We start from the raw sequence: 14,543 nt of genomic DNA on the forward strand, positions 1-14,543 counted from the left end.
TTTTAGTGGAAATAATAGAAGATACCTGTATTTTTAAAAAATAATAAATTTTTTATTTTTATGGCTTATGCCAAATATTTTTTTGTAAAGGAGGTGGACAAGTGGTTGGAAAAAATGCCAAGGTTTCTCTCATTCCCTTGGGCGGTCTAGGTGAAATCGGGAAAAATATGATGGCGATCAAATATGAGGACAGCATCATCGTGATTGATGCCGGAATGATGTTCCCGGAAGATGAACTTTTGGGCGTGGATATTGTCATTCCTGATTACACCTACTTATTGGAGAATAAAAGCCAAATTAAAGGTATCATTCTTACTCACGGACATGAAGACCATATCGGCGCATTACCCTATGTCTTAAAAGATTTAGACGTACCTGTTTATGGCACGCGCTTAACTTTAGGCTTACTGCAAGGAAAGCTTAAAGAACACCAGATTAACAGCGCAAATCTCAATGTGGTGAAGCCCAGGGATATTCTGAAGATCGAACCCTTTAAAATTGAGTTTATCCGGGTAAGCCATAGTATTGCAGATGCCGTAGCTGTTGCCGTTCACACCCCGCTGGGTATTATTCTCCATACAGGAGACTTTAAGTTTGATATGACGCCTATTGACGGGGATACGTTGGATTTTCATAAATTCGCCTCCATTGGCGAACAGGGTGTATTAGTGATGATGTCTGACAGTACCAATGTGGAACGGCCGGGATATACTCTTTCGGAGAAGTCCGTGGGGGAAACATTTGATGAGACCTTTCGTTTAGCGAAAAGCAGGATCATTATGGCCTCCTTTGCCTCCAATGTGCATAGGGTTCAGCAGGCCATCTGGGCAGCGGCAAAATATAACAGAAAAGTGGCTGTCGTAGGACGTAGTTTAGTCAATGTAGTGAGTATTGCCTCGGAGCTGGGATATCTGAAAATTCCCCGTAATACCTTAATTGACATTGATGAGGTGGGGCAGGTGCCGGGAAATCGTGTTGTGATCCTTACCACAGGAAGTCAGGGAGAACCGATGTCCGGCCTGACAAGAATGGCCCTGTCTGAGCACAAACAGATCCAAATTATGCCCGGGGATACCATCATTATTTCCGCTGTGCCGATTCCGGGAAATGAAAAATCTGTAGCACGTACCATTGACCATCTGTTTAAACTAGGCGCAGATGTGATTCATGAATCGATTGCCGGCATCCACGTTTCCGGGCATGCTAGTCAGGAAGAACTAAAACTGATGATCAATTTGGTAAAACCCAAGTTTTTTGTTCCAGTACACGGAGAATACCGCATGTTGTACAAACACGCCAAATTGGCCGAACAAATGGGCATTCCCCCTGAGAATATCTTTGTGGGCGAAAACGGTCAAGTGCTTGATTTTACAAAACGCAAAGGCCAGGCAAATGGCCGGGTGCATGCAGGGAGAGTTCTCATTGATGGTTTAGGTGTCGGTGATGTGGGCAACGTGGTCCTGAGAGACAGAAAGCAGCTTTCCCAGGATGGGATTTTCATTATTACCCTGACCATCGAAAAATCTACCGGCGCCGTTTTAGCCGGTCCTGAAGTCGTATCCCGGGGATTCGTGTATGTAAAAGAATCTGAAAGGCTCATGGAAGACGCCCGGGAAAAGGTAAAAGATGTGTTAGCAAAAACAGATCCGGAAAAAATTAAAGATTGGGCGGGGATTAAATCCGGTATTCGGGACACATTAGGCAAATTCTTATATGAAAAAACGAAACGAAAACCAATGATTCTCCCGATTATTAGTGAGATGTAGTGAATTCGGTATCCGGGATCCGGGAAACCCAACCATATGCCTGTTTTTCTTAGCTTTCAAGCCAAAAGGGCTTCACCGGATGCTAAGGCAAAAAATACACAGTTTATTCGACTGTGTATTTTTTTGTGCCGATGTTCTCATACTAGAAAGGATAATTCGGAAGGAGTGAGGGCAAATATGGAAGAACCTGCCACAAAGCCCAAAAAGACAAAACAAGCTGTAAAAAAGACAGAATTAATTAACGAGTTGGGGCAGACTCAATTGCCGGAAGCGCAAAGCAACATCCATGTCATTACCATTGTCGGTCAAGTGGAAGGGCACCTGGTCATGCCTCCCCAGAATAAAACCACCAAATATGAACATATTATTCCTCAATTGGTTGCGGTAGAACAGAACCGGGATATAGAAGGGCTCCTGGTGATCTTAAACACAGTGGGAGGGGATGTAGAAGCAGGCTTAGCGATTGCAGAAATGATCAAAAGTCTTTCCAAACCAACTGTATCCTTAGTTTTAGGCGGTGGACACAGCATCGGTGTTCCTATTGCAGTAGCTGCCGATTATTCTTTTATCGCCCATTCTGCCACGATGACCATCCATCCTATTCGATTAACCGGACTTGTAATCGGTGTGCAACAGAGTTTTGACTACTTGGATAAAATGCAAGACAGAGTGATCCATTTTATCACCTTAAATTCTAAAATAAGCGAAGATAGCCTGAGAAAGCTAATGATGACTACCGGAGAACTGGCCCGTGATATTGGCACGGTCATCGTCGGCAAAGAAGCAGTGAAGCTTGGTCTCATGGATGCCGTTGGAGGAGTAGGTGAAGCGATCAGAAAACTAAATGAGCTTATGGAACAAAATAAGACGAAAAGTGCAGAGGTGCATTAACTTGCTGCTATGGACCATTATGCCCGAAGAAATAGTTTTAGACGGCTTTGATCAACAACGTAGGTTCCAACAAGTCGATTACTTAGGGAAAAAAGTGATTGTAGAAACAAAAGATGAGGGGAAAGGAGTGATCGTTCAATTACTTAGCTCCGACCCTCACGACTTTCTTGACAAGCACTTTTCTCCTGGTACAGAAATATTCTTACATTAACCTGTAAATATTATGAAGCAAAATATCTGAAAAATATAGAAAAAAGTTCTATAAACACTTTCTGAAAGGGAAGTGTTTATAGGTTAGAAGGGTTAAAAAGGGGTTAATAAATTAAAAGCATAGAAAAGCCGAAGATCGCATGCTATAATCTAAAAGTAACCTATTTTCATTTTTCATAAAAAGCGCAACAAACTGTTGCGCTTTTTTAAAGGAATTCTTAGGAAAACAGCGAAAAATAAAACAACAACCGGAGGTGAAATCATGGCGAAAGCATCTCATTCTGTAAAGCCAATCAAACCAGGTAAACCAGTTAAGAATGAAACGAAACATGAAATTACGGGCATTTCATTGATCGCCCTTGCCATATTGCTTTTAATTAATTTTTATTTAGTGCCTGGGGACGCTGTCACGGATACCTCCAAGATGGGAGCGATCGGAGTTTTTTCGGTTCGAGTGTTAGCGGGTATTGTAGGCCTGGGCAGATTCATTATTCCGGTGATCATGATTTTATGGGGTTTTTTTCTTCTCCGAAATCAACCGTATGATTTCATTAAGCAAAAATTAATCGGGATGACGGTTTTATTTTTTAGTTGTATCACTTTTTTGCATTTTTACATAGAAGCTACCACCCTCAAATCATATTTAATCTCCGGTCTGAACGGGTCGGGCGGTGGTTTTATTGGTGCCTTATTCTGCTGGATCATGCAGAAAGGTTTTGGCGTCATCGGGGCAAAGATTATCTTAGTTGCCCTTTCAATAGTCAGCGTCGTCTTAATTACTGAAGTTTCCTTAGCATCAACGATCAGAAAACTTGCTGTAAGCGTGTTTCTGTTTTTAAAACGAGCAAAAAATTTTCTGGTGAACTTTCTCTTTGAAGAAGTGGAGGATAGCGGGCCTGTAAAAGAAAAAGGACACGGGAAAACAAAAACTCTAGAACCGGACTTCCCGGTAATTATTACCCATGAATATGACGATACCGCTGAAACCTCTGAAAACCCGGATTGGGCAACGAACCCCTTAGAAGAGCCCCTACCGAAGCCCTTGGAAATAATTCCCCAAGGCCAACAGAGTACCCTTTCTACAAATAAGGCAACGGCTCATCAACCACAAAAAGAGAAAGTAAAAGTCGAAGAAGGACATTATTTAATACCGGGAACAGAAATTCTCCAAACCGCCGTTAAGATTAAAAACCCCCGCATGAACAAGGATATTACCGACAGTATCCGCATTTTAGAAGATACTTTAGACAGTTTCGGTGTAAAGGTAAAAGTTACCCAAGTCAGTTGTGGACCTGCCATTACCAGGTTTGAGATGCAGCCTTGTCCGGGTGTCAAAGTCAGTAAGATTGTAAATTTGGCAGACGACATTGCCTTAAATTTGGCTGCTCCTGCAGTGAGAATCGAAGCTCCCGTTCCGGGGAAGTCGGTAATCGGTATTGAAGTGCCCAAAAAAGAAATTTCTACCGTCTGTTTTCGCGAGGTTTTAGAGACAGCTCAATTCGCTCAGTCACCATCCAAATTAACTGTCGCATTGGGCAAAGATATTTCCGGCAATCCGGTAGTGGCGGACTTGGCCACCATGCCCCATTTGTTAATTGCAGGGGCTACGGGATCTGGAAAAAGTGTCTGCATGAATACTTTAATCTGCAGCATTTTATTTAAAGCGAAACCATCGGAAGTAAAATTACTGATGGTGGATCCCAAAATGGTAGAATTGACAAATTATAATCGTTTACCCCACTTAGTATCTCCTGTGGTAACGGATCCTAAAAAGGCTGCGGGTGCTTTAAAATGGGTTGTCAATGAGATGGAAAACAGGTACAATATTTTTGCCTCAACGGGCGTTAAAGACTTATTTCGCTATAACGAATTGAAACAAAATACCGGGGAAGAATTACCCCAAATCGTTGTCCTGATCGATGAATTGGCCGACTTAATGATGGTATCCCCTGGGGATGTGGAAGATGCGATCTGCCGTTTAGCCCAAATGGCCCGGGCGGCAGGAATTCACCTGGTGGTGGCGACACAACGGCCCTCGGTGGATGTAATTACCGGTTTAATCAAAGCGAATATCCCTTCCCGGATTGCTTTTGCTGTTTCCTCCCAGGTTGATTCCAGGACAATCCTGGATATGGGGGGAGCAGAAAAACTTTTGGGCCGGGGAGATATGCTGTTTAATCCGGTGGGTGCCCCTAAACCGATTCGGGTACAAGGCGTGTATCTGTCGGAAGAGGACATTAATGCGATTGTCAGCCATTGCAGTGACCAGGCAAAACCCCAATACCTGGAAGGCATCCTGCAGAATGACTTCGCTTTAGAAGAAAAACGTTCCAACCATGACGAGTTATTTGAGGAGGCAGCCAAACTGGTCATAAACTCCGGCCAGGCATCCGTATCCTTGCTCCAGCGCAGGTTTCGTATCGGCTATTCCAGAGCAGCCCGTTTAATGGATATTTTGGAAAACCGGGGAATTGTGGGCGGCTACGAAGGATCTAAACCAAGGAATGTCCTCATGACGTTTGATCAATTTGAACGTCTGGAAAAAGGTGAAATGAAAAAATAGGAAAACATTTTAAAAAATCCTTGACTATAGCTTTGTTTTTCTAATCGAGGGGAACATTGTCAACGGCAGTTACGTCCAAACTTGTATCATCTTTTTTTCAGTGGTATACTTGTGCTAATAATTCTTAATCTTTCTGGAGCCCGAGACATGATTACAGATCTAGATTTTGACGACTCCTTAAAAATGCCTCGTCCTTTATACATCGATGTTCGTTCCGAAAGAGAATACCAAGAGGACCATATCCCTCATTCTCTGAATATTCCCGTTTTTAATGATGAAGAAAGAATACAGGTAGGTCTCATATATAAAAATGAAGGCCCTGAGAAAGCCAGAAAAGCCGGCCTAAACATTGTTGCACCGAAATTGCCCCAATTAGTCAAAACAATTGAAGAAGCTGCCTTGGGCAAGCAACTAATCTTATACTGTTGGAGAGGAGGATTGCGTAGTTATTCCCTGGCAACCATTCTTGACTTGATGAATATCCGGGTTTTCCGTCTCAAGGGAGGGTATAAAAGGTACCGTCAGTGGATTAATAACTATTTTCAGCAAGAGCGATTTTCTTTTGAAGTAATAGTTATTCATGGTTTAACCGGCACAGGAAAAACAGGTGTGATCCAAAAATTAGCTCACCTTGGGGCAGGAGCCGTTGATCTAGAGGCCTTGGCCAATAACCGCGGTTCCGTATTTGGGAATGTCGGTCTTGAGGAACAGCCATCTCAAAAATTATTTGAGTCACGATTATGGGATGAACTTCATAAAAACCAGGAAAAGAAATTTATTATTGTCGAATGTGAAAGCAAACGGATTGGAAAAATAACGATTCCTTTATCTCTCTTTCGGGGAATGAGAGAAGGAAGACATATTTTATTGTTTGATACGATAGACAATCGGGTTAAACGCATTATTTCCGAATATCATGTGGATCGTTACGGGAAAGAATTAATCGAAGCCTTGACTCGGTTGAAAAGCAGGCTGGGAAATGAAACCGTAGCGTCTTTAAGTCAAATGATTGAAAAAGAAAATTATGCTTCCGCAGTGGAAAGGCTCTTAATTGATTACTACGATCCGTTATATCAATATCCCGCCTGTCCGTCTCGTGAGTATGATATGAGCATCCCATTCTCGGATATAAGCCAAACGGCAGCCATCATTCAGAAATATCTATCCACATTAGAGAGAGAAATGAGGTGATCTTAGTGGGCCAAATCGGGGAAGAATTACGAAGAGCAAGAGAACTGAAGGGATTAAGTTTACGTGATGTGGAAGAAGCAACGAAAATTAGAATGAAATATTTGATTGCTTTAGAAGCAGACGACTTCGAAGCTCTGCCGGGAAGAGTTTATGTCATTGGCTTTTTGCGCACTTATGCTCGATTTCTGGGCATTAACGATGAAAATTTAGTTAACCAGGTAAAATCACTCACCCCAGTGGAAGTACATGATGAAGAATTGGTGGAGAAACCCAAGCCCGTGAAGAAAAAGAAGAAGGGCCTTATCTTTACTGTTTTCGGGGCCCTCATTTTCTTAGTCGCCTTAGCGTTCGTTTTCTCTTATCTGACAAATCCTACTCAGGATCAAACAGGAAAAAATGATGTTCCCCAGGTCCAAACCCCGGAAACCCAACAACCTGAGAAAAATGAACCGGAAACACAGGAAAATAACGACTACAACAATATTCCTGATCAAGAGAATGAACCCAAAATCAGTGGGGTCTCGGTGATTGTGAATGTAAAAGAGGCGAGCTGCTGGTTAGATGTGAACATTGACGGGGCAGACTATTTTACCGGAACCCTAAACGCCGGCGAAAACCGGACTTTCATCGGCCAACACAGTATCGATATTGTGTACGGTAATGCCGGTGCTGTTGAAGTCATCTATAATGGGAAAACGATGGAGCCTTTGGGAAGTTCCGGACAAAGAGTAGTCAAGGAATATCGGGAAGAATGACCTTTATTAAAATCAGAAAAGAGGATGATGATTGAAATTTAAAGTAGCTTTCGCGAGTCTAGGCTGTTCAAAAAACCTGGTGGATAGTGAAATTATGTTAGGCTTGCTAAAGGACCATGGCTATGTGATCACGAACGAATTTGCCCATGCAGATGTGATCATTGTCAATACCTGTGGTTTTATTTTACCGGCAAAACAGGAATCTATTGACACCATTTTATCCCTGGCCGAATATAAAATAACTGGAAAATGCAAAATGCTGGTGGTTACCGGTTGCCTGGTGCAAAAATATCGGCAAGAATTGCTGGAAGAAATCCCGGAAATTGACGGTGTATTGGGAACATCGGATTTTCGAGAGATAGGGACACTTCTGGATACCAAACTAAAATCGTCCTCTCTTCATGATCTGGATCCGGACCGTTTTTCTTATGAAAATAGATATCTCACAACCCCCAGGCATACGGCATATGTAAAAATTGCCGAAGGCTGCGACAATAGATGTACCTTTTGCCTGATCCCGGAGTTAAGAGGCGGCTATCAAAGCCGTCCTATGGAGTCGATCATTTTGGAAGCACGAAAGCTGGTTTCCTTAGGTGTTAAAGAAATCAATCTTATTGCTCAGGATACCACCTCCTATGGAGAAGACTTATATGGGGAAAGAAAGCTGCCTGAGCTATTGGAAAGACTGGCCCAAGAAAAAATCGCCTGGATCCGGGTTTTATATTGTTATCCGGTCCGAATCTCTCCGGAATTACTAAAAGTAATGGGCAAATATCCAAACATTTGCAGATATCTTGACATGCCGATACAACACAGTGATGATCATATTTTAAAAAAAATGGGCCGAAAAGAACATCGGGAATTCTTAGAACAACTAATTAAGCGGATCAGAAATACCATGCCGGATATTGCTTTACGCACCACCCTGATGGTAGGCTTTCCCGGTGAAACGGAAGAACAATATCAATCCTTACTGGATTTTGTGTCTGAACAAAAATTTGATTGGTTAGGCGTTTTTACTTATTCACAGGAAGAAGACACTCCTGCTGCCTCCTTGCCGGAGCAGATTCCCGAGCAGATCAAAGAGGACCGCTATCATCGGCTGATGTCTTTACAAAGCCAAATTTCTCTGGAAGAAAAACAAAAATGGATCGGGAAAACAATTTCTGTATTAATTGAAGGAAAATCCTCAGATAATCCCGAATATTTTATAGGTCGCTCTCAATATCAGGCCCCGGATGTGGACGGGGTGGTCTTCATAAAAGGGGACTTATTACAAATTGGTGATCTGGTTCAGGTGATCATTACCGGCGCCGATGTTTATGATTTAATAGGAGAGATCAAAGAAAAATGAACCTGGCAAACAAACTTACTTTAGCAAGAATATTTCTCGTTCCCGTGTTTATGCTGATTCTGCTCACCCGTATTCCCAAATACGGAGACTACCTGGCCGCAATCGTATTTATTATTGCCGCCAGCACGGACGGTTTGGACGGATATATCGCACGTTCACGGAAACAGATTACAAATTTGGGGAAATTTATGGACCCTTTGGCGGACAAATTGCTTATTTCTGCTGCTTTGATTTCTCTGGTCGAGCTGGGATTAATAAAAGCATGGGTCGCCATTATTATTATTAGCCGGGAGTTTGCTGTTACAGGATTAAGAGCGATTGCCGCAGGAGAAGGCGTGATTATTGCGGCTTCAAAATTAGGAAAATACAAAACAGTCTCTCAAATCGTTGCTATTGTGGTGATATTGCTTCATGATTTTCCTTTAAGCTTTTGGAAAATTCCTATTGGTTCTTTTTTGCTTTATATTGCCGTTGGTTTTACCATCGCATCAGGTGTTGATTATTTTCTCAAAGCGAAAAAGCTGCTAAATAATAGTTAAAAAGCCCGTAGGGCTTTTTTCTGTATCCCTCATGTTCACGAAAAAACGCGAAAGGTCGCGTTTTTTTTATTGCCATCCATTTCATAAGGTTTCCTTACACCACACATGGTATACTTTTGTACATCAGGTTTAGGGGAGTGATGATGTGAAACAACAGTTAAAAAGCGCCGGGTTAACGCTGGTTTTTGCGGGTCTTTTTTTAAGTCTTCTCATTGGCGGCCAATTTTTCTTTCAAAACTACTACGTTGCTGACCATTTTCAGGAACAATTGTTAAAAATAGATGGGATTAAGAGTGTTCAAATAGGGGATGAAGACATCACCATTACCATGGATGTTGTTAGTAATATTAAAGAGTCCTACCAACAAATTGATAAAATTATATCCAGCAAAAATTACCAGATCATCATTAAAGATAACCCTTCTCAACAGTTAAAAGAAGTGGCAGCGGAAAGTGAAACAGCCATTCAGGAGGCAATGACCCGGGGAAACTTTACGGAAATGGAACACTATATTAAAAACATGGCCCAAAGGCAGGGCATAGAGACGAAAATTTTTGTCGACAGCCAAAGGGTCTTTTTACAGTTTAAATCAAAAGATAAATTTCTTTACCGCATCCTTGAACGGCCTAACTCAGGCTTGCCAACACTTGGGGAGTAAAGGAGGAATCAACGTGGGGAAAGAGATCGTGATAGGCCTCATCCTATCTCTTGTGATATTTATGGGATATTTGGGATATGATATTGTTCCCATTATCGTCTTGAGTATTATGGGTATCGTGATCTATTTTTTACTGGAACGGAAAGGTATTTTAAAAAATAATTCCGTAGGAACCGGTATGAGTCATAAGCCCATTGACTTTAATGATATCGGGGGGCAGACTCCGGCAAAACAGGAAATTCAAGAAGCGCTTGAGTTCATGCGAAAATCCGACCGGTTTAAAGCGATGGGAATTAGGCCGCTGAAAGGAATATTGCTCACCGGCCCTCCCGGGACAGGGAAAACTTTATTGGCGAAAGCAGCCGCCACGTATACCGATTCGGTTTTTATTACCGCATCCGGCTCTGAATTTATTGAAATGTATGCCGGGGTGGGGGCCCAACGGGTACGCAGTCTTTTTGAATCCGCAAAAAAGCAGGCCAAAAAATTTAAGAAAAATAGTGCCGTAATTTTTATTGATGAGATTGAAGTTTTGGGGGGAAAACGGGGAAGCCACTCCAGTCATTTGGAATACGACCAAACCTTAAATCAGTTATTAGTAGAAATGGACGGCATGAAAACGGATCCGGAACTGCAAATTCTTGTGATGGGAGCTACCAACCGGGCAGATTTAATTGATGCCGCTTTGCTGCGCCCGGGGCGTTTTGATCGCATCGTCAATGTTGACCTGCCTGATGTAACAAGCAGGCTGCAAATTCTCACCATTCATACGGCAAACAAGCCCCTGGGAGAAGATGTCAGGCTCTCCATGATTGCCAAAGAAACTTTCAGTTTTTCCGGGGCCCAGCTGGAAAGTGTGTGCAATGAAGCCGCAATTTATGCCATGCGGGAAGAGGCTTCCTTCATCCTGTCCCGCCATTTTAAAGAAGCCATTGATAAGGTGATTATGGGGGAAAAAGCGGAAAAAAAACCTACCAATGAGGAAAAAAGAAGAATTGCCATTCATGAATCGGGCCATGCCTTCATCAGTGAAACTTTAGAAAAAAATTCCGTGTCCTATGTTACCATTACATCAAGAGGGAACGCTTTAGGCTATATGCGGCAGATCCCTGCCTCAGATATTTATCTATACACCAAAGATCATTTATTAAAACAAATAAACATCTGTTTAGCCGGCGCCGTGGCAGAAGAAATCCTGATCGGAAATAAAAGCTCAGGTTCCTTAAATGATTTTCGGCAAGCAGTAAAATTAGCCCGCCAGATCATCGACTGCGGTTTATCCAATTTAGGGATTGTGGACAGTGAATCCATACCCCAGCAGTCCATTCACGACGAGGTACGGGAAATCATTCAGCGGCAGGAACAGGTTACAGGAGAATTGATAAAGGGAAACTTGGCTGTGTTAAACCGGATGGTTGATTTACTCTTGGAAAATGAGTATATTGCCGGTGAACAATTACACGAGTTGTGGGAGAGCAAAAAATCAGCACAGCAGTCGCTCAGTGCCTAAAAAAAGCCCAAAGGGCTTTTCGGGATCCGGGTACCGGAAATAAAACAAATACGAAAAAAAATGAGCCGGAACCTTTGGGATCCAGGCTTGTTTTTTTACTATAAAAGTTTCTTTAATCACATATACTAAAAATTAGGTTTGAAAAAAAGGGATTCATGTCTTCATCGCGAATTTTTCTGAAGATAGCACTTGAGAAGTGGATGACTGTTTCCATCTTTGTGCTGCAAGTTTTTTTATCTATTAGGTGTTTCCGGTCCCCGGATCCCGTTGATGGTGGTGAATTTGTAAGATGAAAAATGCTTTGGTCATTGAACAACTCAAAAAAAACAGTTTTACGATCTCTGTTGCCGAGTCTTGTACCGGTGGACTGCTCAGCGCTGCTTTAACCAGCATTCCGGGAAGCTCCGAATGCTTTGGTTATGGGGCGATTACATACAGCAATCAGGCAAAGCATGAAACGCTGGGCGTTCCCTGGGAAATACTGCAAGAGTTTGGGGCAGTCAGCTATCAGACTGCTTTTTGGATGGCAAAATGCGTCCGAAAAATAGCCCAATCCCACTTGGGCGTCTCCATTACAGGTATTGCGGGACCAGCGGGAGGAAGTGAAAGAAAACCTGTCGGTCTTGTTTTTATGGCACTGGCAAAAGAAGGTTTTTGTGTTGCGCAAAAATATTATTTTCAGGGAGATCGGGAAGAAATAAGAAGGTTAACAGTCAGCCGAGCCCTTGACTTAATTATTCAATATGGAGTAGTAAATGATGAGAACTTTTATCGCACTTGAATTAAATTCCCCGGTCCGGGATCAATTGGCCCAAATCTCCGCTCCTTTTTTGGGGAAAAACCGAGAGATAAAATGGGTAGCACCGGAAAATCTTCACCTTACCCTTAAATTTTTAGGAGAAATCACTGCAAATCAATGTGAGGGTATCAAGAACGCCCTGAAGGAAATCTGTGCCAAACACCATCCTTTTTCATTAACCTTTCAAGGACTAGGAGCATTTCCTCATTTCCGTTCTCCCAAAATCATTTGGGCAGGAGTAAATGATTCTGCCCCTTTACTGGGACTGGTTAAGGATATCTCTTCCCTCATCAAAGCAGGGGACGGAAAGGACTTTCGCCCTCATATCACATTAGCAAGAATTAAAGAAAATTCACCCCGCCTTCTTGACGTCATAAAGGATTTGGAAGAAAAACGGAGCCACCTTTTCGGGACCGTAAAAATTGAGGGAATATCCTTCATGGAAAGTGTCTTAAGACCCGCAGGACCGATCTATCAAAAAATTAGTTTCAGCAAACTTAAAATAGTTGACAACTAATTCCAATACCACGTATAATAGAGTCGAACGTATGTTTGTGGAGGGGGAATTTAATCATGTCAGATAAATTACGTGCTTTAGATGCAGCGTTAAATCAGATTGAAAGACAGTTTGGCAAAGGGTCTATCATGCGGCTGGGCGAAGCTTCTACCAAAATGGGTATTGAAGTGATTCCTACAGGCTCCCTGGCACTCGATCTTGCCCTGGGAGTAGGCGGTGTACCTAGAGGCAGAGTTGTGGAAATATACGGGCCGGAGTCTTCCGGAAAAACCACCGTCGCCCTGCATATTGTGGCTGAAGCCCAAAAGATGGGTGGGAACGCCGCTTTCATCGATGCCGAACATGCCTTGGATCCTATTTATACGCAAAAATTAGGCGTGGATTTAGATAACTTGCTGGTATCCCAGCCCGACACCGGGGAACAGGCCTTAGAAATCGCGGAAGCATTGGTCCGAAGCGGGGCCATCGACGTCATTGTCATCGACTCTGTTGCGGCCTTAGTTCCCAGAGCGGAATTAGAAGGAGAGATGGGAGATGCCCATGTCGGTCTCCAAGCAAGGCTAATGTCCCAGGCCTTAAGAAAGCTTACCGGATCGATCGGAAAATCAAGGACCACCACGATCTTTATCAATCAGATCCGGGAAAAGGTGGGCATCATGTTTGGCAACCCGGAAACCACACCGGGGGGACGGGCCCTAAAATTTTATTCCTCGATCCGCATGGAAGTACGCCGGACGGAAACCCTGAAGCAGGGATCAGAGATGATCGGGAACAGGACAAGAGTAAAAATTGTCAAGAATAAGGTAGCCCCCCCGTTTAAGCAGGCTGAGTTTGATATTATGTATGGACAAGGGATCTCTAAGGAAGGGAACCTGTTGGATATCGGTACGGACTTAAACATCATTAATAAAAGCGGCTCCTGGTATTCTTATGGCGAGGAAAGAATCGGCCAAGGAAGAGAAAACGCCAAGGACTATTTAAAAAGCCACCCGGAAATTTCCCTGGAAATCGAAAAAAAGATCCGGGACTCGGCTAAGGAATGTAATATGTTAAGCGTAGGTGCTTCCGGCACGCAAGATTCATATGATGAATGATCCATTGAAACAGAAAAATGCTTTGACTTATGCGCTGAAACTTTTAAATTTGCGCCCCCGTTCCAAAGAAGAGATGAAAAAGGTTCTCGCTGCTCATGACTATCCCGTTGAGGAGATTAATCAGGTTGTTTTCTCCTTGGTTCAGCTGGATTACTTAAATGACGTAAAATTTATGGAAAGCTGGTGTTATTACCGGAAGCAGATATCTCCCCGGGGCAGATGGTTTGTCAAAAGAGAGCTTCACGTAAAGGGCATTTCTGTCCAGGATCTGGAAGCCTATTTTGATCATTTTTATTCTTTAGAAGAAGAAAAAGATTGTTTGGATCGCCTCATCCATAAACAAGCAACCCGAAAAATGGGATCCGGGAATATTTGCGCCGAAACCGAAAAAGAACAGCATAAAATTTTTTCCAGCTTGATGCGGAAAGGCTTTGATCGGGAACTGATTTTTCAAGCCCTTAACCTGCTACAGCCCAAATAGCTTGACATTTATGGTAAAAAATAATAGAATATTTCTGTTGGAACACGGATTAGAATAGGGTGCCTGATTGCGGGTTAAATATATCTTGAAACTGAGGCATTTGTGATGTGCACGCATAGATGAGAATACATAGTGGTAAATATGTATATTTAAGTGTGTTCAAAGCAAGGTGAGGTTAAAGACTTATGGTAGTTTGCGACCCCGCAAAACACATC

14 protein-coding genes are annotated in these 14,543 nt (G+C 42.7%); all 14 read left to right on the plus strand.

Annotated features, from left to right (window positions below; all coding sequences use genetic code 11):
* Window positions 1–101 precede the first annotated feature (101 nt).
* The 14 genes from DCMF_RS04960 (at window position 102) to DCMF_RS05025 (ending at window position 14,328) form a co-directional block, all read left to right on the plus strand.
* On the plus strand, window positions 102–1,766 hold the full coding sequence (locus tag DCMF_RS04960) for a ribonuclease J (protein WP_148133397.1): 1,665 nt from the start codon (window positions 102–104) through the stop codon (window positions 1,764–1,766).
* A gap of 177 nt (window positions 1,767–1,943) precedes the next feature.
* Complete coding sequence (locus DCMF_RS04965) at window positions 1,944–2,657, plus strand: ClpP family protease (protein ID WP_148133398.1); 714 nt, start codon at window positions 1,944–1,946, stop codon at window positions 2,655–2,657.
* Window positions 2,658–2,676: 19 nt separating this feature from the next.
* Complete coding sequence (locus DCMF_RS30435) at window positions 2,677–2,868, plus strand: YlzJ-like family protein (RefSeq protein WP_418219641.1); 192 nt, start codon at window positions 2,677–2,679, stop codon at window positions 2,866–2,868.
* Between the two features lie 261 nt (window positions 2,869–3,129).
* Window positions 3,130–5,430 (plus strand): FtsK/SpoIIIE family DNA translocase, encoded by a 2,301-nt coding sequence (locus DCMF_RS04975; RefSeq protein WP_148133400.1) that lies wholly within the window; start codon window positions 3,130–3,132, stop codon window positions 5,428–5,430.
* Between the two features lie 81 nt (window positions 5,431–5,511).
* Window positions 5,512–6,621, plus strand: coding sequence for a tRNA 2-selenouridine(34) synthase MnmH (mnmH, locus tag DCMF_RS04980; protein WP_148133401.1), 1,110 nt, complete (start codon window positions 5,512–5,514; stop codon window positions 6,619–6,621).
* Window positions 6,618–7,376, plus strand: a complete 759-nt coding sequence (locus DCMF_RS04985; RefSeq protein ID WP_148133402.1) for a helix-turn-helix domain-containing protein — start codon at window positions 6,618–6,620, stop codon at window positions 7,374–7,376. Before mnmH ends, DCMF_RS04985 begins: the two co-directional genes overlap by 4 nt.
* 31 nt (window positions 7,377–7,407) lie before the next feature.
* Entirely contained in the window at window positions 7,408–8,730 is a 1,323-nt protein-coding gene (rimO, locus tag DCMF_RS04990) for a 30S ribosomal protein S12 methylthiotransferase RimO (RefSeq protein WP_148133403.1), read from the plus strand.
* Complete coding sequence (gene pgsA, locus DCMF_RS04995; protein WP_148133404.1) at window positions 8,727–9,269, plus strand: CDP-diacylglycerol--glycerol-3-phosphate 3-phosphatidyltransferase; 543 nt, start codon at window positions 8,727–8,729, stop codon at window positions 9,267–9,269. The genes rimO and pgsA overlap by 4 nt, the downstream gene beginning before the upstream one ends.
* Window positions 9,270–9,414: 145 nt before the next feature.
* Window positions 9,415–9,927 carry a hypothetical protein gene (locus DCMF_RS05000; protein ID WP_148133405.1) on the plus strand — a complete coding sequence of 171 codons (513 nt, stop codon included), beginning with the start codon at window positions 9,415–9,417 and terminating at the stop codon, window positions 9,925–9,927.
* A 13-nt stretch (window positions 9,928–9,940) separates the two neighbouring features.
* Window positions 9,941–11,437, plus strand: coding sequence for an AAA family ATPase (locus DCMF_RS05005; RefSeq protein WP_148133406.1), 1,497 nt, complete (start codon window positions 9,941–9,943; stop codon window positions 11,435–11,437).
* A 289-nt stretch (window positions 11,438–11,726) separates the two neighbouring features.
* Window positions 11,727–12,218 carry a CinA family protein gene (locus DCMF_RS05010; RefSeq protein WP_148133407.1) on the plus strand — a complete coding sequence of 164 codons (492 nt, stop codon included), beginning with the start codon at window positions 11,727–11,729 and terminating at the stop codon, window positions 12,216–12,218.
* The gene (gene thpR / locus DCMF_RS05015; protein ID WP_148133408.1) at window positions 12,193–12,753 is read left to right on the plus strand and encodes an RNA 2',3'-cyclic phosphodiesterase; all 561 of its coding nucleotides are present in this window, start codon (window positions 12,193–12,195) and stop codon (window positions 12,751–12,753) included. Before DCMF_RS05010 ends, thpR begins: the two co-directional genes overlap by 26 nt.
* Window positions 12,754–12,809: 56 nt before the next feature.
* Window positions 12,810–13,847, plus strand: coding sequence for a recombinase RecA (recA, locus tag DCMF_RS05020; RefSeq protein ID WP_148133409.1), 1,038 nt, complete (start codon window positions 12,810–12,812; stop codon window positions 13,845–13,847).
* A 4-nt stretch (window positions 13,848–13,851) separates the two neighbouring features.
* Entirely contained in the window at window positions 13,852–14,328 is a 477-nt protein-coding gene (locus tag DCMF_RS05025) for a regulatory protein RecX (RefSeq protein WP_214659101.1), read from the plus strand.
* The last annotated feature ends 215 nt before the right edge of the window (window positions 14,329–14,543 follow it).

Source organism: Candidatus Formimonas warabiya (assembly GCF_002777255.1).
In the GTDB taxonomy this organism is placed as follows: domain Bacteria; phylum Bacillota; class Dehalobacteriia; order Dehalobacteriales; family Dehalobacteriaceae; genus Formimonas; species Formimonas warabiya.